The 19,596-nt window shown below is 71.2% G+C and carries 14 protein-coding genes, 3 tRNA genes and 2 pseudogenes; 9 read left to right on the top strand and 10 right to left on the bottom strand.

What is annotated here, in order from left to right; translation table 11 throughout:
- Positions 1-17 precede the first annotated feature (17 nt).
- Positions 18-1,142, top strand: coding sequence for an agmatine deiminase family protein (locus ASD33_RS15500; protein ID WP_079044788.1), 1,125 nt, complete (start codon positions 18-20; stop codon positions 1,140-1,142).
- Between the two features lie 105 nt (positions 1,143-1,247).
- Here ASD33_RS15500 and ASD33_RS15495 read toward each other — a convergent pair whose 3' ends face one another.
- Both ASD33_RS15495 and ASD33_RS15490 read right to left on the bottom strand, forming a co-directional pair.
- On the bottom strand, positions 1,248-1,904 hold the full coding sequence (locus ASD33_RS15495; RefSeq protein ID WP_056559280.1) for a TetR/AcrR family transcriptional regulator: 657 nt from the start codon (positions 1,902-1,904) through the stop codon (positions 1,248-1,250).
- Between the two features lie 25 nt (positions 1,905-1,929).
- A complete protein-coding gene (locus tag ASD33_RS15490; RefSeq protein ID WP_056559277.1) occupies positions 1,930-3,369 on the bottom strand; it encodes an MFS transporter in 1,440 nt (479 codons plus the stop codon).
- Between the two features lie 417 nt (positions 3,370-3,786).
- On the opposite strand from ASD33_RS15490, the gene ASD33_RS15485 reads away from it, so the two are divergent.
- Positions 3,787-5,013, top strand: coding sequence for a metallophosphoesterase (locus ASD33_RS15485; RefSeq protein ID WP_056559274.1), 1,227 nt, complete (start codon positions 3,787-3,789; stop codon positions 5,011-5,013).
- Positions 5,014-5,432: 419 nt separating this feature from the next.
- On the opposite strand, the gene ASD33_RS15480 is transcribed toward ASD33_RS15485, so the two are convergent.
- The 3 genes from ASD33_RS15480 to ASD33_RS15470 all read right to left on the bottom strand — a co-directional run bounded on the left by ASD33_RS15480 (position 5,433) and on the right by ASD33_RS15470 (position 5,822).
- Positions 5,433-5,506, bottom strand: a tRNA-Ile gene (locus tag ASD33_RS15480).
- Between the two features lie 165 nt (positions 5,507-5,671).
- A tRNA-Asn gene (locus tag ASD33_RS15475) sits at positions 5,672-5,744 on the bottom strand.
- Positions 5,745-5,749: 5 nt separating this feature from the next.
- Positions 5,750-5,822: transfer RNA gene (locus tag ASD33_RS15470), tRNA-Asn, on the bottom strand.
- Between the two features lie 170 nt (positions 5,823-5,992).
- On the opposite strand from ASD33_RS15470, the gene ASD33_RS15465 reads away from it, so the two are divergent.
- The 7 genes and pseudogenes from ASD33_RS15465 (at position 5,993) to ASD33_RS15440 (ending at position 12,972) form a co-directional block, all read left to right on the top strand.
- Positions 5,993-6,304 (top strand): hypothetical protein, encoded by a 312-nt coding sequence (locus ASD33_RS15465; protein ID WP_056559272.1) that lies wholly within the window; start codon positions 5,993-5,995, stop codon positions 6,302-6,304.
- A 30-nt stretch (positions 6,305-6,334) separates the two neighbouring features.
- Positions 6,335-7,774: an FGGY family carbohydrate kinase gene (locus tag ASD33_RS15460; RefSeq protein WP_056559268.1), complete on the top strand. Its 1,440-nt coding sequence runs from the start codon at positions 6,335-6,337 to the stop codon at positions 7,772-7,774.
- A 74-nt stretch (positions 7,775-7,848) separates the two neighbouring features.
- A pseudogene (locus tag ASD33_RS15455) lies at positions 7,849-8,977 on the top strand (ABC transporter transmembrane domain-containing protein); the annotation flags it as partial.
- 1 nt (position 8,978) lies between these two features.
- A pseudogene (locus ASD33_RS34170) lies at positions 8,979-9,313 on the top strand (ABC transporter ATP-binding protein); the annotation flags it as partial.
- Between the two features lies 1 nt (position 9,314).
- A partial coding sequence (locus ASD33_RS34990; RefSeq protein WP_157870046.1) for an ABC transporter ATP-binding protein occupies positions 9,315-9,793 on the top strand: 479 nt, incomplete at its 5' end.
- Positions 9,793-11,718: an ABC transporter ATP-binding protein gene (locus tag ASD33_RS15445; RefSeq protein WP_056559263.1), complete on the top strand. Its 1,926-nt coding sequence runs from the start codon at positions 9,793-9,795 to the stop codon at positions 11,716-11,718. The genes ASD33_RS34990 and ASD33_RS15445, both read left to right, overlap by 1 nt.
- Positions 11,719-11,751: 33 nt before the next feature.
- A complete protein-coding gene (locus ASD33_RS15440) occupies positions 11,752-12,972 on the top strand; it encodes a TerD family protein (protein ID WP_242426994.1) in 1,221 nt (406 codons plus the stop codon).
- Here the strand turns inward: ASD33_RS15440 and ASD33_RS15435 are convergent.
- The 5 genes from ASD33_RS15435 to ASD33_RS15415 form a co-directional block, all read right to left on the bottom strand.
- Complete coding sequence (locus tag ASD33_RS15435) at positions 12,969-13,919, bottom strand: RNA polymerase sigma factor (RefSeq protein WP_056561452.1); 951 nt, start codon at positions 13,917-13,919, stop codon at positions 12,969-12,971. The genes ASD33_RS15440 and ASD33_RS15435 overlap by 4 nt on opposite strands.
- Positions 13,920-14,099: 180 nt before the next feature.
- Positions 14,100-15,992 (bottom strand): DNA primase, encoded by a 1,893-nt coding sequence (dnaG, locus tag ASD33_RS15430; RefSeq protein ID WP_056559257.1) that lies wholly within the window; start codon positions 15,990-15,992, stop codon positions 14,100-14,102.
- A gap of 31 nt (positions 15,993-16,023) precedes the next feature.
- The gene (locus ASD33_RS15425; RefSeq protein ID WP_056559254.1) at positions 16,024-17,286 is read right to left on the bottom strand and encodes an FAD-dependent oxidoreductase; all 1,263 of its coding nucleotides are present in this window, start codon (positions 17,284-17,286) and stop codon (positions 16,024-16,026) included.
- A 131-nt stretch (positions 17,287-17,417) separates the two neighbouring features.
- Positions 17,418-18,716: a deoxyguanosinetriphosphate triphosphohydrolase gene (locus ASD33_RS15420; RefSeq protein WP_056559251.1), complete on the bottom strand. Its 1,299-nt coding sequence runs from the start codon at positions 18,714-18,716 to the stop codon at positions 17,418-17,420.
- 35 nt (positions 18,717-18,751) lie between these two features.
- Entirely contained in the window at positions 18,752-19,579 is an 828-nt protein-coding gene (locus ASD33_RS15415) for a sirohydrochlorin chelatase (RefSeq protein ID WP_056559248.1), read from the bottom strand.
- Between the last annotated feature and the right edge of the window lie 17 nt (positions 19,580-19,596).

Raw genomic sequence — 19,596 nt, 5'->3', positions numbered from 1 at the left:
GGAAGAGGATCGATCAGATGCCCACATCATCGATGTCCAGGCGCGGCTTCGGCGCCGCCGCCCTGATGGCCGCATCGGCCGTCGCGCTCGGCGGCCGCGCGGCCGCCGCGACCGGCGCGGCGCCCGCCGCGCAACGCTACGCGGTACCCGGCGAGTTCGAACCGCACGCCGGCACCCTCATGGCCTGGCCGCACGAGACCGGCGGCGCCGGCTGGAGCGGGCACATGCTCGAGGCCCAGGCCGAGATAGCCGGACTCGCCAGGGCAATCGCCCGGTTCGAACGCGTCATCATGGTCGCCCACCCCGGCACGGCCGACGACGCCCGGGCACACTGCGGGCCGACCGTCGAGGTCACCGAGTACGACGTCTGGGACTGCTGGACCCGGGACAACGGCCCGGTCTTCACCGTCAACACCTCACGCACCGCGATGATCGGGCTCGACTTCGTCTTCAACGGGTGGGGCAACAAGTACGCCTACGGCAACGACGACCACCTGCCCACCGGTGCCTGCGACTATCTGGGAGTCCCCCGCAAGCCGATCGACATGGTGCTGGAAGGCGGCTCGGTCATCCAGGACGGGCAAGGCACCCTCATCGTCACCGAGGAATGCCTGCTCAACCCCAACCGCAACCCCACCATGAGCAAGGCCCAGATCGAGAGCACCCTGCTCGACACGTACGGAGCACAGAAGGTGATCTGGCTCCCCTACGGCCTCGACGGGGACTACGACACCGACGGACACGTCGACCTGTGCGCCTCGTACATCGGACCGGCCAAACTGCTGATCCTCACCCAGCCCGGCACCGGCAGCCCGAACGAGCAGCGCATGGCAGCCAACAAAGCGGTGCTCCAGGCAAGCACGGACGCCCGGGGCCGCAGATTCGAACTCACCGAGATCCATGCCCAGCCCCGATGGTTCGAGTCGGGCCGGGACGTCGTCATCTTCAGCTACACCAACTACTACCCCGTCAACGGCGGAGTGATCGTCCCGCTCGCCGGGGTGCCCGAGGACAGCACGGCGCTGAGCCTCATCGGCAGTCTGTACCCCGACCGCGAGGTGGTGGGCGTATCGGCCCGCACCCTCGCCTGGAACGGCGGCCAACTGCACTGCGTCACCCAGCAGATCCCGCGCATCGGCTGACAGAAACCTCCACTCCCCCCACCCGACCAGCGCCAGCGGCGCATGCTGGTCGGGTGGGGGGCTTCACCTTCGCGACGCGTCGAGATCACCTGGTGTGGTGCCGCATCACTCCGCGAGGGGCTTGGGCGTGTTGGCGCGGATCAGGGTGTCGTCGGTCGCGGGGTGGGCCAGGGGTTCGGTGGCCGGGCGGAAGCCGGCGAGGACGATGGCGAGATGGCGGCGCCAGACGTCGGGGGTGCGGCCTTCGGTGTCGTCGATCAGGACGCGCAGCGCGAGAAGGCTGGCGTACACGTCGCTGAGGGTGATCTCTTCGCGGACCTCGCCGGCGTCCTGGGCGCGGATGAGGAGTCCGTCGAGGAGGGAGAGGAGTTCGGCGCGGCGTTCGTCGGCCTCGGGCGGGATGGCCGCCCACAGGCGGGTGAGCCAGCCGTGGTGGGCGGCCAGCACCGTGCCGGTGTCCCACAGGGCCCGTTCCAGGCCGCGGGCGACGGGCGGCTCTGCGGCGGCGCGGCGGACCGCGGCGAGGATCGAGTCGAGGATCTCGTCGCTGAGTGCGGCGAGCAGGTCTTCCTTGGTGGGGAAGCGGCGGTAGAGGGTTCCCATGCCGACGCCGGCGCGGGCAGCGATCACCTCGACGCCCGCGTCGGGGCCGAGTTCGGCGAAGACCTCCCACGCGGCCCGCAGCAGCCGCTCCCGGTTCTGTGCCGCGTCGCGGCGCATGGTCCTGGGCTGGTTCGGTGCGGGCCGGTGGGGTGTGGTCATGCGAGGGTCGGGTCCTTGCGCTCGGTCACCGGCTGGCCATGGCGTGCCGGGGCGATCCCACGCTCTGGTCGCTCCGGCCGCGCTTGACCGCCGGGATGGCGAAGGCCGCGGCGGCGGCGAGCACGGCGCTGCCGGTCAGGAACCAGAAAGTGTTGGTGTAACCGGAGTCCTGGGGGAACGGGTGGGCGGCCGTGACCCCGGAGGACAGGATACTGGCCGCCATCGCGCTGCCGATGGCGCCGCCGATGGTGCGGATGTTGGCGTTCATGCCGCTGGCGGCCCCGGTCTGGGCCGGGGGGACGGCCTCGACGACGATGGCGGACATGGCGGAGAAGGCGAGGCCGAGGCCGAGGCCGATCAGGGCGGAAGCGGTGTAGATCTGCCAGGCCTGGTCGTGGCCGGCGACCAGCATCGCGAACGGGGCGATGGTGATCAGGCTGCCGGTGATCAGTACGCGCTTGGAGCCGAAGCGGGCGGCCAGAGGGCCTGCCAGCACGCCGAGGACGAACATGCCGGCCGTCATCGGCAGCATGTAGATACCGGACTGGGTCACGCTCGCGCTGAAGCCGTAGCCGGCTAGGCGCTCGGGCGTCTGGACCAGCTGCGGCAGGAAGGTCATCGAGGTGTACATCCCGATGCCGAGGAGCAGCGCGACCAGGTTGGCGGTCCACACGGCCGGGATGCGCATCATGGCCATGTCGATCAGCGGAGCCTTCGAGCGCGCCTCGACCAGGAACCAGTAGCCGAAGAAGAACAGGGCGGTCGCGAACAGACCCGCGGTCCGCAGCGAGCCCCAGCCCCAGGTCGACCCCTTGCTGACGCCCAGCAGGAGGGCCACCAGCCAGATGGAGAGCAGCAGCGCGGCACCCCAGTTGATCGGTCCCGGGGTGCGCACGGGCGACTCGGGGACGAACAGGTAGGTCGCGATGGCGGCGGCACAGATGAGGATCATCGGGGCCCAGAACAGCCAGTGGTAGTCCAGGTGGTCCACGATCGGCCCGGCCAGGATCAGCCCGAGCCCGGCGCCGACCGCGGTCAGGGCCGCGGTGACGCCGACGGCGCTGCGGACCTTCGCGGCGGGGAACTCGTCACGGATGATGCCGAAGGCCAGCGGCACCACGGCGCCGCCCATGCCCTGGATGACCCGCGCGACGATCATCGGTCCGATGGAGTCGGAGAAGCCGGCCAGTGCGGATCCGGCGGCGAGGGCGACGAGCGTGACGATCAGCATCCGCTTCTTGCCTGCCTTGTCCCCGATCCGGCCCAGGATCGGGGTGGCCACGGACGCGGACAGCAGGTAGCCGGTCATCAGCCAGGTCGCGGTGTCCTGGGTGGTGTGCAGGTGCTCCGTGAGGGTCGGCAGGACCGGGACCACCAGCGATTGCAGCAGCGAGAACGCGCCGACGCCGAGCAGCAGCACGGCGAAGGTCCGGTTGTAGTGGGGGCGGGGGCTTGTTCGGGGCATGGGTGCGGGCTCCAGCGGAAAGCAACGTAAGCGGAGATTAAGTTCCGCATCTGAGGCTAACAGAAGCGGAGAATAGATTCCGCATATCCGGTTCCGCCCGGCACGGCACGGCTCCGCACGCGGGCGACGTGGCGCCGCCGCCCCGCGCAGCCGTGCCCCCTGCCGGTCGGGCGGGAGTGCCGGGGGTCTCGCCCGGAGCCGAACGGGTGCCGCGAAATCCGCAGCGCGGCAGGACCGGGCACGGCCGCGTCGGGCGATCGGGGACTGCGACCTGCTGCGCATCGAGGGGGCCACGACCTCGTATGCCTCCGCCGCCTGCGAGCCTCATTCCGAAGCGATCGGTTACACGTGTCATGTGCATGCGTGATTCACCGCCCCGTCACCGCCATGTGGCTCAACTCCCTTAGAAATCACGGCATGTGCGATCAGGACCTCATTCCCCCTCGCCCCGACCTGACCGACGACCAGTGGACGAAACTGGATCCGTCCGTCACGCGTGCCGCCGCGCTGCCGACCGAACTCCCCGCAGCCACCGCCGGATTCAGCCGACGCGCCGTACTGGGTGTCGCGGCGGCCGGGGCGGCGCTCGCCGTACTTCCGCCCGCCGCGGGCCGCGCGCAGGCCGCCGAGCGGGCGACGACCGCCGGAGCCGCCAAGTTCCCCTTCCCCTCCGGGCCGAACAGCGCCAGCGAGTACCGCGTACTGATCACCGGGGACGCCGGCACCGGCGCCGCGGAGCAGTACGCGGTGGCCGCGGCGGCCCGCAAGATCTGCGCCGCGGAGGGTGTAGGTCTGGCCGTGGGCCTCGGCGACAACCTCTACGAGAACGGCCCCGAGAGCAGCGACGATTCGGAGTTCGCGACCAAGTTCGAGACCCCGAACGCCGGGATCGACGTGCCCTGGCTGATGGTCCTGGGCAACCACGACTGCTCGGGCCTGATCCTCGGCTCCGGCGGAATGCCGGAGCGCGGGGACTTCGAGGTCGCGTACGCCGCCACCTCGCCCCGCTGGTACATGCCCTGGCGCTATTACGGTGCCACGTTGCCGTCCGGGGCGGACCCGACCGTGCCGCTGGTGGAGTTCTTCGCGATGGACACCAACCCGGTCGCCTCGATGACGGCCCAGGTCGCCCCGTACTACTGGTGGAACGGCCAGTACATGCGGGAGCAGCGCGCCTGGCTGGAGAAAGGGCTGACCACCTCGCGCGCGACGTGGAAGATCGCCCTCGGTCACCATCCGTACATCAACAACGGTCACCACGGCAGCGCGGGATCGTTCGACGGCTTCACCACCGGCGACTACACCAGCGGAATCCACCTCAAGGAGCTGTACGAGGAGGTCGTCTGCGGCCGCGCCGACCTGATCCTCTCCGGGCACGACCACACGCAGCAGATCCTGGAGCCGAACACCCGCAGCCGGGGCACGCGCCAGATCGTCTGCGGCGCGGCGGGCAAGGCGGGCGACGGGCAGCAGCACGGCAGTCACCCGGCGCGGTGGCAGAACTTCTCCCAGCGCGGCTTCATGATCATGAAGGTGTCGGCGACCACGGTCGGGTTCGACGCGTACACGGTCGACGTCGCCACGTCGACCGCGCACCTCGCGCACAGCTTCACCTCGACGAAGACGATGCCCGCGACCGTGTGACCGGCGACGCCGACAACGTGGTCGGTGCCGATGACCGGCCGACGCTCTCGGCGTCTCCCACGTCATCGGCGGCCGGGAACGGACGCACCGGGCACGTCCCCGGCTGCCCCTGTGGCCTCAGATCGTCGCCGGCAACCGGAGACCAGCGATTTGGCATCCGCTCTTCCCGAATCCGACCATCGCAGAGGCGCAGAAGATTCGGGAGTGTGCGGCGTGTCACACGCAGGGGCCGTGGGATCGCCGTGGGATCATCGTCATGACCTCACACCCACATTCCGCCCAGAACCCCAGGTCAAGAAGGTCAGGGCCCGGTGAGGCAGGCCAGGGGCGCGCGTTTCGCCGCACCGATGGGAGGCGTTCGCCGCACGCGAAAGCGCCCCTTCAGGGGTGTTCTCGCAGGTCAGAACGTTTTTCTTCGGTGGGGCGGGTGGGACTCGAACCCACGGCCGACGGATTATGAGTCCGCTGCTCTAACCGGCTGAGCTACCGCCCCGAACGGTGAGGCGCGTACATGTGTGCGCGCCGTCTGCCGCAGCATAGCCGCTCATACGATCTCCTGCTCCGGAAGATCGGCTCTGCTGACCATGAAGACCTCGCCGCGCCGCGCATGGTTCCCGGAGACGCGAAAAAGGACCCCGAAGGGTCCTCTTTCGTTCCGCTCCCCCGGCTGGACTCGAACCAGCAACCCTCCGGTTAACAGCCGAATGCTCTGCCAATTGAGCTACAGGGGATCGCGCTCCCCCGACTGGACTCGAACCAGTAACCTGCCGGTTAACAGCCGGCTGCTCTGCCAATTGAGCTACAGGGGATTGCTGCGTTGCACCGAACGGACCCGGTCCGGTCGTACCGGGAGGGCGCTCGCTCGCTGCGAGACATACATTAGCGCAAGCAGGGGGGTGCTCCGCCAATCGGTATCGCCGTCGGCACCGCCCGGGCACCCACGATGCATCAGGGAAGCTCTCCAGGGAAGGTGGTGGCCATGCGATACAAGCTGACGTTCGTCGTAGGACTCGCCCTCGGTTACGTGGTCGGCACGCGCGCGGGACGCGAGCGCTACGAGCAGATGAAGAAGTCCGCCAAGGACTTCGCGCAGAACCCGGCCGTGCGGAACGCCGCCGAGTCGGCCGCCCAGACCGGGCGGCAGGCCGCGGGCAAGGCCGCGCACGTCGTGGGCGACAAGGTCGGCGACCGGCTGCCGTCCTCCGTGACCGACCGGTTCCAGGCCCTGTGCGGCCACGGACGGTCGAACGGGAAGTTCGAGGACGACGACTGGGGCACCAGCAACACCTGAATCGCCCCGCGTGCGGCAGAATCATGTGTCATGGGGATAGTCGCCGGACTCGACAGCTCTGCGGAGTTCACACGCATCGTCGTCTGTGACACGGACACGGGTGCCGTACTACGGCAGGGGTACGCCCCCCATCCGGGCGAACCCAAGGCCGTCGACGTCGACCCGCAGACCTGGCTGCTCTCACTCGGGGAGGCCGCCACCGGCGGACTCCTGGAGGGCGTGCAGGCCATCGGCGTGTCCGCGCAGCAGCACGGACTCGTCCCGCTCGACGCGCAGGGCGGCCTCGTACGGCCCGCGCTCGTCCGCAACGACAAGCGGGCCCAGGTCGCCGCCGCCGACCTCGTCGACTCGCTCGGCGGCCGCCAGGCCTGGGCCGAGGCCGTCGGCTCGGTGCCCGGCGCCGGACAGCCGGTCGCCAAGCTCCGCTGGCTCGCCCGCACCGAACCCGAGCACGCCCGGCGGATCGCGCTGGTGCTCCAGCCGCACGACTGGCTCGTCTGGCAGCTGCTCGGCCGGCCCGCCCGCCGCACCACCGACCGCGGCGCCGCCTCCGGCACCGGCTACTGGTCGGCCCGCACCGGCACCTACCGTCCCGACCTCGTCGAGCTGGCGCTCGGGCACCAGGCCGTCCTGCCCGAGGTGCTCGGGCCCGCCGAGGCCGCCGGCACCACCCCCGAGGGGCTGCTGATCTCCGCCGGCACCGGCGAGACGATGGCCGCCGCGCTCGGCCTCGGTCTCGGCCCCGGCGACGCGGTGGTCTCCCTCGGCGCCTCCGGTTCCGTGATGGCCGTCCACCACGAGGCCCTCTCGGACCCCAGCGGCATGATCACCTCCTTCGCCGACGCCACCGGCATGCACCTGCCCGTCGTCCACACCTCCAACGCGGTGCGGGTGCTGCGCGGCACCGCCGAGATGCTGGACGTGGAATCCCTGGACGAGCTGTCGGCGCTCGCACTGAAGTCGACCCCCGGCTCCTCCGGGCTCGTCCTGCTCCCCTATCTGGAGGGCGAGCGGACCCCGAACCTGCCGCACACCGCCGGCACCCTCAGCGGACTGCGGCGGGGGTCGATGAAGCCCGAGCACCTGGCGCGGGCGGCGTTCGAGGGGATGCTCTGCGCCCTCACCGACGCGATGGACGTGCTGCGCGGGCGGGGCGTCGAGGTGCGACGGGTCTTCCTGCTCGGCGCCGCCGCCGCGCTCCCCGCGGTGCAGGCGCTCGCGCCCGCGCTGTTCGGCGCCCAGGTCGTCGTCCCCCAGCCGGCCGACTACGCGGCGCTCGGTGCCGCCCGGCAGGCCGCCTGGGCCCTCGGGGTCGCGAAGGGCACGCTGTCGCCGTCCGCTCCCCCGGCCTGGCAGGGCGCCGCCGCGCAGATCCTGGAGCCCGGCGAGGAACTGGCGACGGGACAGGCCGTACGGCAGCAGTACGTGGCGACGCGGGAGCAGCTCCACCCCGGCGCGTTCGCTTCGTAAAGTCTTGCCCAGGGCTCGGCCCGCACCCCAAAACCGAGTCGTAACGTCCTGCGGGTGCGGGCGATAGTGGAGCCGTGCTCATAAGACTTCTCCGAACCCACCTCGGGCCCTACCGAAAACCGATCGCGCTGCTCGTGTTCCTGCAGTTCCTGCAGACCTGCGCGAGCCTCTACCTGCCGACCCTGAACGCGGACATCATCGACAACGGTGTCGTCGCCGGGGACACCGGCTACATCCTGCGGTTCGGCGCCCTGATGGTCGGCGTGTCCGTCGTCCAGGTCGTCTGCAACATCGGGGCCGTCTACTACGGCGCCCGGACCGCCTCCGCCCTGGGCCGGGACGTGCGCGGCGCGGTCTTCGACCGGGTGCAGTCCTTCTCGGCACGGGAGCTGGGGCACTTCGGGGCGCCCTCGCTGATCACCCGTACGACCAATGACGTGCAGCAGATCCAGATGCTCGTCCTGATGGCGTTCACCCTGATGGTCTCCGCGCCCATCATGTGTGTCGGCGGCATCGTGATGGCCCTCGGCCAGGACGTGCCGCTCTCGGGCGTGCTGCTCGCGGTGGTGCCGATCCTCGGCGTCTCCGTCTCGCTGATCGTGCGGCGGATGCGGCCGCTCTTCCGGACCATGCAGACGCGTCTCGACACGGTGAACCGGGTGCTGCGCGAGCAGATCACCGGCAACCGCGTCATCCGCGCCTTCGTGAAGGACGGGTACGAGGAGGAGCGGTTCCGCGGCGCCAACGCGGAGCTGACCGACGTGTCGATGGCGACCGGCCGGCTGATGGCGCTGATGTTCCCGACGGTGATGACCGTGGTGAACGTGTCCAGCGTCGCCGTCGTCTGGTTCGGCGCGCACCGCATCGACAGCGGCGGGATGCAGATCGGCGCGCTGACGGCGTTCCTCGCCTATCTGATGCAGATCGTGATGGCGGTCATGATGGCCACCTTCATGTTCATGATGGTGCCGCGGGCCGAGGTCTGCGCCGAGCGCATCGAGGAGGTCCTCTCGACCGAGTCGAGCGTGGTGCCTCCGGCGGAGCCGGTGAGGACGCTGGACCGGCGCGGGCACCTGGAGGTCAGGAGCGCGGACTTCCGATACCCGGGCGCGGAGGAATCCGTCCTCAGGAACGTCGGGCTGGTGGCCCGGCCCGGTGAGACCACCGCGATCATCGGTTCCACCGGCAGCGGCAAGTCGACCCNTACCCGGGCGCGGAGGAATCCGTCCTCAGGAACGTCGGGCTGGTGGCCCGGCCCGGTGAGACCACCGCGATCATCGGTTCCACCGGCAGCGGCAAGTCGACCCTCCTCGGACTCGTCCCCCGCCTCTTCGACGCCACCGGCGGCGAAGTCCTCGTCGACGGCGTCGACGTCCGAAAGCTCGACCCCGAGCTGATGGCGAAGACCGTCGGACTCGTCCCCCAGAAGCCSTACCTCTTCTCCGGGACCGTCGCCACCAACCTCCGCTACGGCAAGCCCGACGCCACCGACGAAGAACTCTGGCACGCCCTGGAGACCGCCCAGGCCGCCGACTTCGTNACCTCTTCTCCGGGACCGTCGCCACCAACCTCCGCTACGGCAAGCCCGACGCCACCGACGAAGAACTCTGGCACGCCCTGGAGACCGCCCAGGCCGCCGACTTCGTACGGAAGCTGGAGAACGGCCTGAACGCGCCGATCGCCCAGGGCGGCACCAATGTCTCCGGCGGCCAGCGCCAGCGCCTCGCCATCGCGCGGACCCTGGTGCAGCGGCCGGAGATCTATCTGTTCGACGACTCGTTCTCCGCGCTCGACTACGAGACGGACGCCCTGCTCCGGGCCGCGCTCGCCGAGGAGACGGCCGAGTCGACCGTCGTCATCGTCGCCCAGCGGGTCTCCACCATCCGCGACGCCGACCGGATCGTCGTCCTCGACGCGGGCCGCGTCGTCGGCACCGGACGGCACCACGAGCTGATGGCGGACAACGAGACGTACCGGGAGATCGTGCTCTCCCAGCTCACCGAGGCGGAGGCAGCCTGATGGCCGGTCCTGGCGGACGCATGATGGCCGGTGGCGGCCCCGACCAGCGGTCGATGGACTTCAAGGGCTCGGGCAAGCGGCTGGTGAAGCAGCTGGCGCCCGAGCGCGGCGCGCTCTGGGTGATGCTGATCGCCGGTGTGCTCTCGGTGGCGGCCTCCGTGGTCGGCCCGAAGATCCTCGGCAAGGCGACCGACCTCGTCTTCGCGGGCGTCCTCGGGCGCCAGATCGAGGGCGGCACGAAGGCGGAGGCGATCGAACGGCTGCGCGCCTCGGGCGACTCCGGCATGGCGGACATGCTGTCCGGTGTCGACTTCACGCCGGGGCAGGGGATCGACTTCTCCGCCGTCGCCGAGGTGCTGCTCGTGGTCCTCGGCGTGTACGTGGCGGCGGGCCTGCTCATGCTGGTCTCCACCCGCATGTCGATCAAGGTGATCAACCGGACGGTCTACCGGATGCGGGAGGACGTCCAGACGAAGCTGGCGCGGCTCCCCCTGTCGTACTTCGACAAGGCGAAGCGCGGTGAGGTGCTGTCGCGGGCGACCAACGACATCGACAACATCTCGCAGACCCTCCAGCAGTCGATGGGGCAGCTGATCAACTCGCTGCTCACCATCGTCGGCGTGCTGGCGATGATGTTCTGGATCTCGCCGCTGCTCGCGCTGGTGGCGCTGGTGACGGTGCCGGTCTCGGTGTTCGTCGCGGCGAAGATCGGCAAGCGTTCGCAGCCGCACTTCGTGCAGCAGTGGAAGTCCACGGGCACGCTCAACGCGCACGTGGAGGAGATGTACAGCGGACACACCCTGGTGAAGGTCTTCGGCCGGCAGGCGGAGTCCGCGAAGGACTTCCGCGAGCAGAACGACGCCCTGTACGAGGCCGGTTTCAAGGCGCAGTTCAACTCCGGGGTCATGCAGCCGGTGATGTTCTTCATCTCGAACATCAACTACGTCCTGGTGGCCGTCGTCGGCGGTCTGCGGGTGGCGAGCGGCACGCTCTCCATCGGTGACGTGCAGGCCTTCATCCAGTACTCGCGCCAGTTCTCGATGCCGCTGACGCAGGTCGCGTCGATGGCGAACCTGGTGCAGTCGGGCGTCGCCTCGGCCGAGCGGATCTTCGAGCTGCTCGACGCCGAGGAGCAGGAGCCGGACTCGCCTACGAGCGCGCACCCGGTGGACCTCAAGGGGAAGGTCGCCCTGGAGGACGTCTCCTTCCGCTACGAGGCCGACAAGCCGCTCATCGAGGACCTGTCGCTCACGGTCGAGCCGGGCCAGACGGTCGCGATCGTCGGCCCGACCGGCGCAGGCAAGACGACCCTGGTGAACCTGCTGATGCGGTTCTACGAGGTGACGGGCGGCCGGATCACCCTCGACGGGGTGGACATCGCGCGGATGTCCCGGGAGCAGCTGCGGTCCGGGATCGGCATGGTCCTCCAGGACACCTGGCTGTTCGGCGGCACCATCGCCGACAACATCGCGTACGGCGCGACGCGCGAGGTGACGCGGGAGGAGATCGAGGCGGCGGCGCGGGCCGCGCACGCCGACCGGTTCGTCCGCACCCTGCCCGAGGGCTACGACACGGTGATCGACGACGACGGGGCGGGGGTCAGCGCGGGCGAGAAGCAGCTGATCACCATCGCGCGGGCGTTCCTCTCGGACCCGGTGATCCTGGTCCTGGACGAGGCCACCAGCTCGGTCGACACCCGTACCGAGGTGCTGATCCAGAAGGCGATGGCCCGACTCGCCCACGGGCGTACGTCGTTCGTGATCGCGCACCGGCTCTCCACGATCCGGGACGCGGACGTGATCCTGGTGATGGAGAACGGTTCGATCGTCGAACAGGGCACGCACGAGGAGCTGTTGTCGTCCAGCGGGGCCTACGCCCGGCTGTACGCGGCGCAGTTCGCGCAGGCGGTCGCCGAGGTCGACTGACCGGCATGTGACCCATGCCGCATGATGTGCGGCATGGGTCACATAACCAAGAATTCCTGGGTGCCGTCGGTTCCGCTGCGAGTGAGTGCCGAGGGTGTGGAGCTGGCGGCGCTGCTGCTCGGGGCGGACGGCCGGGTCCGGGGGGACGCGGACATGGTCTTCGACGGGCAGCCGGTCCATCCTTCGGGTGCCGTACGGCACGAACCGGCGTCGCTGGTCCTCGTGTTGCACGAGGTGGAGGCGGCGGTCGAGCGGATCGTGGTCGCCGGGTCGGCGGGCGCCGGCGTCCTGTCGGCGGTCGCCCCGGACGGGGAGGCCGTCGCCTCGTGCTCGGTGACGGGTGCGCCGGACGCGGCGGCCGTCACGTTCGGGGAGTTCTTCCGGGAGTCGGGCGGCTGGAAGTTCGGCGGGACCGGGCGGGGGTACGCCTCCGGACTCGCGGGCCTGGTCACGGAGTTCGGGATCGAGGTGGCGGAGGAGGAGCCGGCCGTCGCCGGGCCCGTACCGCTGACGGGGGTCGTGAAGGTGCCGGGGCAGGCGCCGCCGGCGGACGGGGAGCTGGTGGAGCCCGTCTCCGCGGAGCCCGTGCCGGTGGCCGTCCCCGCCGGGCCGTTCCCGCCGGCGGACCGGCCGTACGAGCCGGCCGAGGGCTGGACGTTCGGCCCGGTCTTCGAGCCCTATGTCGTCGAGGGGCTCGGCAACGACGTGATCGCCCTCGACGACCGGGTCGGGGACGGCCCGGTGCTCGTCGAGCTCGCGCACGAGGGCCGCGGGTACGTGGGCCTCTTCACGCTCGACCGGCGCAACAAGGACGAGGTCGACTTCCTCTTCAACGACCTGCTGCCCGACTTCGTGGGCGGCGCGGTCGCCCGGGTCCCCAAGGGCCGGCCGCTGCGGATGCGGCTCTCGGCCGACAACCGGTGGATCATGCGGGTGAAGCCGCTGGCCGCCGCCCGCCGGCTGGAGGGAACCCTCCACGGCCACGGCCCGGCGGCGCTGATCTACCTCGGCAACGGGGCGGACCTCCGGGTGGACTTCAAGGGCAGGCAGGAGGACGGCGGCGGCTACATCGGCATCCAGAGCTACGGGGTCGGCGGGCGCACCGGCGGACGGCTGCCCGACATGGATCTGCTCCTCAACGAGACCGGGTCGCTGCACCAGACCGTCCCGGTCCCGCGGGGTCCGCAGCTGCTGAGCCTCCGCGCCGAGGGGGCGTGGACGTTCACGGTGAAGGAGTTGTCAGACAGGCCCTAGTCCAGGTAGCCGCGCAGCTGGTCGGCGTAGGCGTGGTCCCTCAGTTTGCTGAGGGTCTTGGACTCGATCTGGCGGATGCGTTCGCGGGTGACGCCGAAGATGCGGCCTATCTCCTCCAGGGTGCGGGGCCTGCCGTCGTCGAGGCCGTAGCGCAGCTGGACGACCTTGCGTTCGCGTTCGCCGAGGGTGGAGAGCACGTCCTCCAGGTGGCGGCGGAGCAGCAGGAAGGCGGCGGACTCGACGGGTGAGGCGGCGTCGCCGTCCTCGATGAGGTCGCCGAGGGCGACGTCGTCCTCCTCGCCGACGGGGGCGTGCAGGGAGACCGGTTCCTGGGCGAGGCGGAGGACTTCGCCGACCCGTTCGGGGGCCAGGTCGAGCTGGGCGGCGACCTCTTCGGCGGTGGGTTCGTAGCCGCGTTCCTGGAGCATCCGGCGCTGGACGCGGATGACCCGGTTGATGAGTTCGACGACGTGCACGGGGACGCGGATGGTCCGGGCCTGGTCGGCGAGGGCCCGGGACATCGCCTGGCGGATCCACCAGGTGGCGTAGGTGGAGAACTTGTAGCCGCGCGCGTAGTCGAACTTCTCGACGGCCCTGATGAGGCCGAGGTTTCCTTCCTGGACGAGGTCGAGCATGGTGAGGCCGCGGCCCACGTACCGCTTGGCGACGGAGACGACGAGGCGGAGGTTGGCCTCGATGAGCTTGCGTTTGGCGATCCGGCCGAGGACGACGATCCGGTCGAGATCGCCGGCCAACTGGGAGTCCAGGTCTGGGGTGTTGGCGAGTTTCTCCTCGGCGAAGAGTCCGGCCTCGACCCGGCGGGCGAGTTCGACCTCCTCCTCGGCGGTGAGCAGGGGGATGCGGCCGATCTCGCGGAGGTACTGGCGGAAGAGGTCGGAGGAGGGCCCGTTGCCTCCGGGTTCGGGCCGGCGGCGCTGCGGCGGCACCGCCCGCTCCTCCGCCTCCTCGCCGGGTTCGGCCGGTTCCTGCGGCACGGTCTGGGTCTGCACGGCGGGCGACCTCCTGGAGGGGCGGAACGACTCCGTCATCCAGTGTGGGGTACGACACACGGAGGCCACGAGGGGCGTGCGGTGACTTTTTGAGACCGGGGCGTGACGGAACGTGCGTCAGAGCGCGGCGGCGCCGTTGTTCCTCAGGGACTGCCCGTACTGGGTGAGGACCCACAGTTCGTTCTGGACGGCCGCGACCTGCTCCGGGTCGCCCTGGGGGCCGAGCCGGGCCAGGGTGCCCTGGACCTCACGGATGCGGCGGTCGACGGCACGGAGGCGGACGGTGACGAGCTGGTCTCCGGCGTAGGCCTCGTCGACGTTCTTGGCGAAGATCGTCTCGACGGCGAGCTCGGTGACGAGGGCGCGGACGCCGTCGTTGGGGGCGGCCTCTCGGACGGTGTCCAGGTAGTCGGAGGGGGCGCCGGTGGCGCCGCCCGCGTCCTGGACGCACTGGCGGACGGCCGCGTAGGGCGGGGCGGTGAACTCGTCGATGCCGTACGCGTCGAAGGCCGGGGAGACGAGTTCGGGGCGCTGGAGGGCGAGCTTGAGGAGTTCGCGCTCGGTGCGGTGGGCGGGGCTGCGCAGGTTGAGCGCGGGGCCGGAGGCCGCAGCCGACGGGGCGGGAGTGTCGTAGGTACGCTGCCGGGCCGGCTGGGCGGGGCCCTTGCCGCCACCGCCGCCGCGCTGCCACTGGGCGATCTGCGCGACCCGGCGGACGACGAACTGAGTGTCGAGAAATCCGACCAGGCCGGCGAGCTGAACGGCGACTCTGTGCTGCACGGAGAGGTTCTTGAGCTTCGCGACGATCGGAGCGGCCTCGTCAAGGGCGGCGGCCTGGCCCGCCGGGGATTCCAGGTCGTACCGCTTCACGATCTGCCGGAGGGCGAACTCGAAGAGCGGGGTGCGGGGTTCGGCGAGTTCCGCGACGGCCGCGTCGCCCTTGGCGAGCCTCAGGTCGCAGGGGTCCATGCCGTCGGGGGCGATGGCGATGTACGTCTCGGCGGCGAACTTCTGGTCGTCCTCGAAGGCGCGCAGGGCGGCCTTCTGGCCGGCGGCGTCGCCGTCGAAGGTGAAGATGACGCGGGCCGAGCCGTTGTCCATGAGGAGGCGGCGGAGGATCTTGATGTGGTCGCCGCCGAAGGCGGTGCCGCAGGTGGCGATGGCGGTGGTGACCCCGGCGAGGTGGCAGGCCATGACGTCGGTGTAGCCCTCGACGACGACGGCGCGGCTGACCTTGGCGATGTCCTTCTTGGCCAGGTCGATGCCGTAGAGCACCTGGGACTTCTTGTAGATCGGGGTCTCGGGGGTGTTGAGGTACTTGGGGCCGTTGTCGTCGTCGCGGAGCTTGCGCGCGCCGAAGCCGACGATCTCGCCGCCGACGTCCTTGATCGGCCACATGAGGCGGCCGCGGAAGCGGTCGATGGGGCCGCGGCGGCCGTCCTGGGAGAGCCCGGAGAGGATGAGTTCCTTGTCGGAGAAGCCCTTGCCGCGCAGATAGCGGGTGAGGTGGTCCCAGCCGGCCGGGGAGTAGCCGACGCCGAAGTGGGCGGCGGCGGCCTGGTCGAAGCCGCGCTCGGCGAGGAACTTGCGGCCGATCTCCGCCTCGGGCGAGTCGAGTTGGTCGATGTAGAACTGGGCGGCGACCTTGTGCGCCTCGACCAGCCGGATGCGCTCGCCGCGCTGGTGGCCGGGGTTGTAGCCGCCTTCCTCGTACCGCAGGGTGATGCCCGCCTTGGCGGCGAGGCGCTCGACCGTCTCCGAGAAGGAGAGGTGGTCGATCTTCATCACGAAGGCGATGGTGTCGCCGCCCTCCTGGCAGCCGAAGCAGTGGAAGAGTCCCTTGCTGGGGCTGACCTGGAAGGAGGGCGACTTCTCGTCGTGGAAGGGGCAGAGGCCCTTGAGGTTTCCGCCGCCCGCGTTGCGGAGCTGGAGGTACTCGGACACGACGGCGTCGATCGGGACCGCGTCCCGGACCGCCTTCACGTCGTCATCGTTGATCCTGCCTGCCACGCATGAAGTGTACGGGGGGGCCGGGGGTCCCCTACGGAGCCAGGCTCTCCAGGGGGACCGAGGAATCGGCGAGGGCGTGCGGATCCACGGCGGTGCGGGAGCGGATGAGCCGCTGGATGGGCTCTGTGACGTCCCACACGTTCACGTTCATGCCGGCGAGGACCCGGCCCTCCTTGAGCCAGAAGGCGATGAACTCGCGCTTTCCGGTGTCGCCGCGGACGACGACCTGGTCGTACGAGCCGGGGGGCGCCCAGCCGGAGTACTCCATGCCCAGGTCGTACTGGTCGGAGAAGAAGTAGGGGACGCGGTCGTAGGAGACGGGCTGTCCGAGCATGGCGCGGGCGGCGGCCGGGCCGCCGTTGAGGGCGTTGGCCCAGTGCTCGACGCGGAGCCGGGTGCGGAGGAGCGGGTGGTGGGCGGCGGCCACGTCGCCCGCGGCGTAGATGTCGAGGTCGGAGCTGCGCAGCGACTCGTCGACGGCGATGCCGCCGCCGTCGGCGCGGTCGACGAGGGCGAGCCCGGAGTTCTCGGCGAGGGCGGTGCGGGGGGCCGCGCCGATCGCGGCGAGCACGGCGTGTGCCGGGTGCTCCTCGCCGTCGTCGGTGCGGACGGCGAGGACCATGCCGTCCTGGCCGACGATCTCGGTGAGCCGGGCGCCGAAGTGGAAGCGGACGCCGTGGTCGGTGTGGAGGTCGGCGAAGAGCTGGCCGAGCTCGGGGCCGAGGACCCGGTGCAGCGGGGTGGGGTCGGACTCGACGACGGTGACCTCGGCGCCGTAGCCGCGGGCGGCGGCGGCGACCTCCAGGCCGATCCAGCCGCCGCCGGCGATGACCAGGTGGCCGTTGTCACGGCCGAGGCCGGAGAGGACCTGGCGGAGCCGGTCGGCGTGGGCGAGCCGGCGCAGATGGTGGACGCCGGCGAGTTCGGTGCCGGGGACGTCGAGGCGGCGGGGCTCGGCGCCGGTGGCGAGGAGCAGCTTGTCGTAGCGGATGACGGTGCCGTCGCCGAGGCGTACGGTGCGGGCCTCGCGGTCGACGGCGGTGACGGACTGCCCGAGGTGCAGTTCCACGTCGTTCGCCGCGTACCAGGCGGCCTCGTGGACGAAGACGCTGTCGCGTTCCTTGGCGCCGGTGAGGTAGCCCTTGGAGAGGGGTGGGCGCTCGTAGGGGTGGTCACGTTCGTCGCCGATGAGGATCACCCGGCCGTTGAACCCCTCCGCGCGCAAGGTCTCCGCCGCTTTGGCCCCTGCCAGGCCCCCGCCGACGATGACAAAGGTCTGATCTGCGTCGACCACGTCGTTTCCTCCTCTTTGCGACCGGTTCCAACCTACGCCCCCGGGAGTTCGTCCCGTCGTACCGCTCCGGGCCGTGCCTGCGAGGGTCCCGTACCGAGCCGGGTGACGGAAGAGGACCTCGGCAAGATCCCCTACGCGTGGTGCGGGCGGAGGCGGGCGTGGAGGGCGCGGGCGGAGGCGTCGGTGAGGGAGGCGATCTGGTCGACGATGACGCGCTTGCGGGCGCGGTCGTCGCGGGCCGTGTCGAAGTGGGACCGGAACTGGGGTTCGAGGCCGTCGGGGGCGCGGGCGACGAGGGCCTCGGCGAGTTCGGCGACGACGATGCGCTGGTCGGCGCGGAGGGCCTCCTGCTGGGGGCGCTGCATCACGTACCGGTCGGCGACGGCCTTGAGGACCGCGCACTCGTTGCGCGCCTCGCGGGGGACGACGAGCTCGGCGCCGTAGCGGGTGAGGCGGCCGGAGCCGTACGCCTGCCGGGTGGCGCCCTCGGCGGCGAGGCAGAAGCGGCCGATGAGCTGGCTGGTGGCGTCCTTCAGACGGGCCTGGGCGACGGCCGAGCCGTCGTAGCCGTGCGGCCACCACTCCTGGTCGACGAGCCGGTCGAGGGCCTCGGCCAGTTCCTGCGGGTCGGTGTCCTCGGGGACGTAGCGGCCGATGGCGACCGCCCAGATGTCGGCGCGCTCGGGCTCGGCGAGCAGCAGGTTGGGGTCGATGTGCCCGGCGTGCAGGCCGTCCTCGAAGTCGTGCACCGAGTAGGCGACGTCGTCGGACCAGTCCATGACCTGGGCCTCGAAGCACTTGCGGTCGGCGGGGGCGCCCTTGCGGATCCACTCGAAGACCGGCAGGTCGTCCTCGTACACGCCGAACTTGGGCGAGCCGGGGTCCTCGGGGTGTCCGCCGCGCGGCCAGGGGTACTTGGTGGCGGCGTCGAGCGCGGCCCGGGTGAGGTTGAGCCCGACGCTGACGAGCTCGCCCTCGGCGTCCTTCACGAAGCGCTTGGGCTCGATGCGGGTGAGGAGGCGGAGCGACTGGGCGTTCCCCTCGAAGCCGCCGCAGTCCTTGGCGACGTCGTTGAGCGCCTGCTCGCCGTTGTGCCCGAAGGGCGGGTGGCCCATGTCGTGGGAGAGGCAGGCGGCCTCGACGAGGTCGGGGTCGCAGCCGAGGGCGGCGCCCAGCTCGCGGCCGACCTGGGCGCACTCCAGGGAGTGGGTGAGCCGGGTGCGGGGGCTGGCGTCCCAGGCGTGACCCCGGGTGCCGGGGGTGACGACCTGGGTCTTCCCGGCGAGCCTGCGGAGCGCGGCGGAGTGCAGCACGCGGGCGCGGTCGCGCTGGAAGGCGGTGCGGCCGGGACGTTTGTCGGGCTCGGTGGCCCAGCGCTCGGTGGCGGCGGAGTCGTAGCCGGGGGTGTCGGTGTCTGCGATGCCTTCCATGCCTCGAAGGTAACCGGAGGGACCGACAGAAGCGCTCAGACGGCGGCGGGTTCCCGCACACGGGCCATCTCGTACCGGTGGAGGAGCAGGCGGGCGAGGGCCGGGTGGGCGCCGAGCGGGTCCGACGCGATCCAGGGGGCGTCGGCGGCGGCGCGGCTCGCGAAGAGGCCGGGGGCGGTGAAGCAGGAGGCGACGGCGACCCGGTGCCGGCCCCGGGCGGCGAGCGTGCGGACGGCGTCGGGGACGGTGGGTGCGGTGGCGGAGGCGTACGCGGGGACGACGGGGACACCGCCGAGACGCTCGCCGAGCAGGGCGGCGATCCGGCGGATCTCGGCGCCGGACCGGGGGTCGCGGGAGCCGGCGGAGGCGAGGACGACGCCGTCCCCGCGGCGAGAGGTCCAGCCGGCCTGGGCGAGCCGGTCTGCGAGGGCCTCGACGAGGAGCGGGTGCGCGCCGAGCGGTCCGGCGACGCGGGCCCGGAGGGCGGGTACGGCGGCGAGGGCGGCGGGCAGGTCGTGGGTGACGTGGTGGCCGGGGGCGAGGAGCAGCGGGACGAGGACGGCCTCGCGGCCCTCGGCGGCCAGGTCGGCGAGGGTGGCGTCGAGGAGCGGGGCGTTCAGCTCGATGTGCGCGAGCCGTACGTCGAGCCCGGGGCGCAGCTCGCGGACCCGGTCGAGGAGGCGGTTCAGGGTGGCACGGGCGCGGGGGTCGCGGCTGCCGTGGCCGACGGCGACGAGGGCGGGGGCGGTCGCGCGCGGCCGCGCCTTCGGGAGGGGAAGGTGGCCGAGCTGGGCCCCGAGCTGCTCGGTGATCCTGCCGAGCAGCTCGGCGGCGTTGGCGAGGGTGCTGTCCGGCTCCGTCATGCACCGATCGTGCGGGC

The sequence above is a fragment of the Streptomyces sp. Root1304 genome (genome assembly GCF_001426405.1).
Taxonomy (GTDB): Bacteria; Actinomycetota; Actinomycetes; order Streptomycetales; family Streptomycetaceae; genus Streptomyces.
This window is presented reverse-complemented; position numbering and strand designations above follow the sequence as displayed.

Coding starts and splice junctions, on each gene's coding strand:
- ASD33_RS15495 (WP_056559280.1), bottom strand. CDS start 1,904: ATGACCACACCCCACCGGCCCGCACCGAACCAGCCCAGGACCATGCGC.
- ASD33_RS15445 (WP_056559263.1), top strand. CDS start 9,793: ATGGCCGGTCCTGGCGGACGCATGATGGCCGGTGGCGGCCCCGACCAG.
- ASD33_RS15490 (WP_056559277.1), bottom strand. CDS start 3,369: ATGCCCCGAACAAGCCCCCGCCCCCACTACAACCGGACCTTCGCCGTG.
- ASD33_RS15420 (WP_056559251.1), bottom strand. CDS start 18,716: ATGGAAGGCATCGCAGACACCGACACCCCCGGCTACGACTCCGCCGCC.
- ASD33_RS15440 (WP_242426994.1), top strand. CDS start 11,752: ATGGGTCACATAACCAAGAATTCCTGGGTGCCGTCGGTTCCGCTGCGA.
- ASD33_RS15485 (WP_056559274.1), top strand. CDS start 3,787: ATGTGCGATCAGGACCTCATTCCCCCTCGCCCCGACCTGACCGACGAC.
- ASD33_RS15465 (WP_056559272.1), top strand. CDS start 5,993: ATGCGATACAAGCTGACGTTCGTCGTAGGACTCGCCCTCGGTTACGTG.
- ASD33_RS15460 (WP_056559268.1), top strand. CDS start 6,335: ATGGGGATAGTCGCCGGACTCGACAGCTCTGCGGAGTTCACACGCATC.
- ASD33_RS15500 (WP_079044788.1), top strand. CDS start 18: ATGCCCACATCATCGATGTCCAGGCGCGGCTTCGGCGCCGCCGCCCTG.
- ASD33_RS15415 (WP_056559248.1), bottom strand. CDS start 19,579: ATGACGGAGCCGGACAGCACCCTCGCCAACGCCGCCGAGCTGCTCGGC.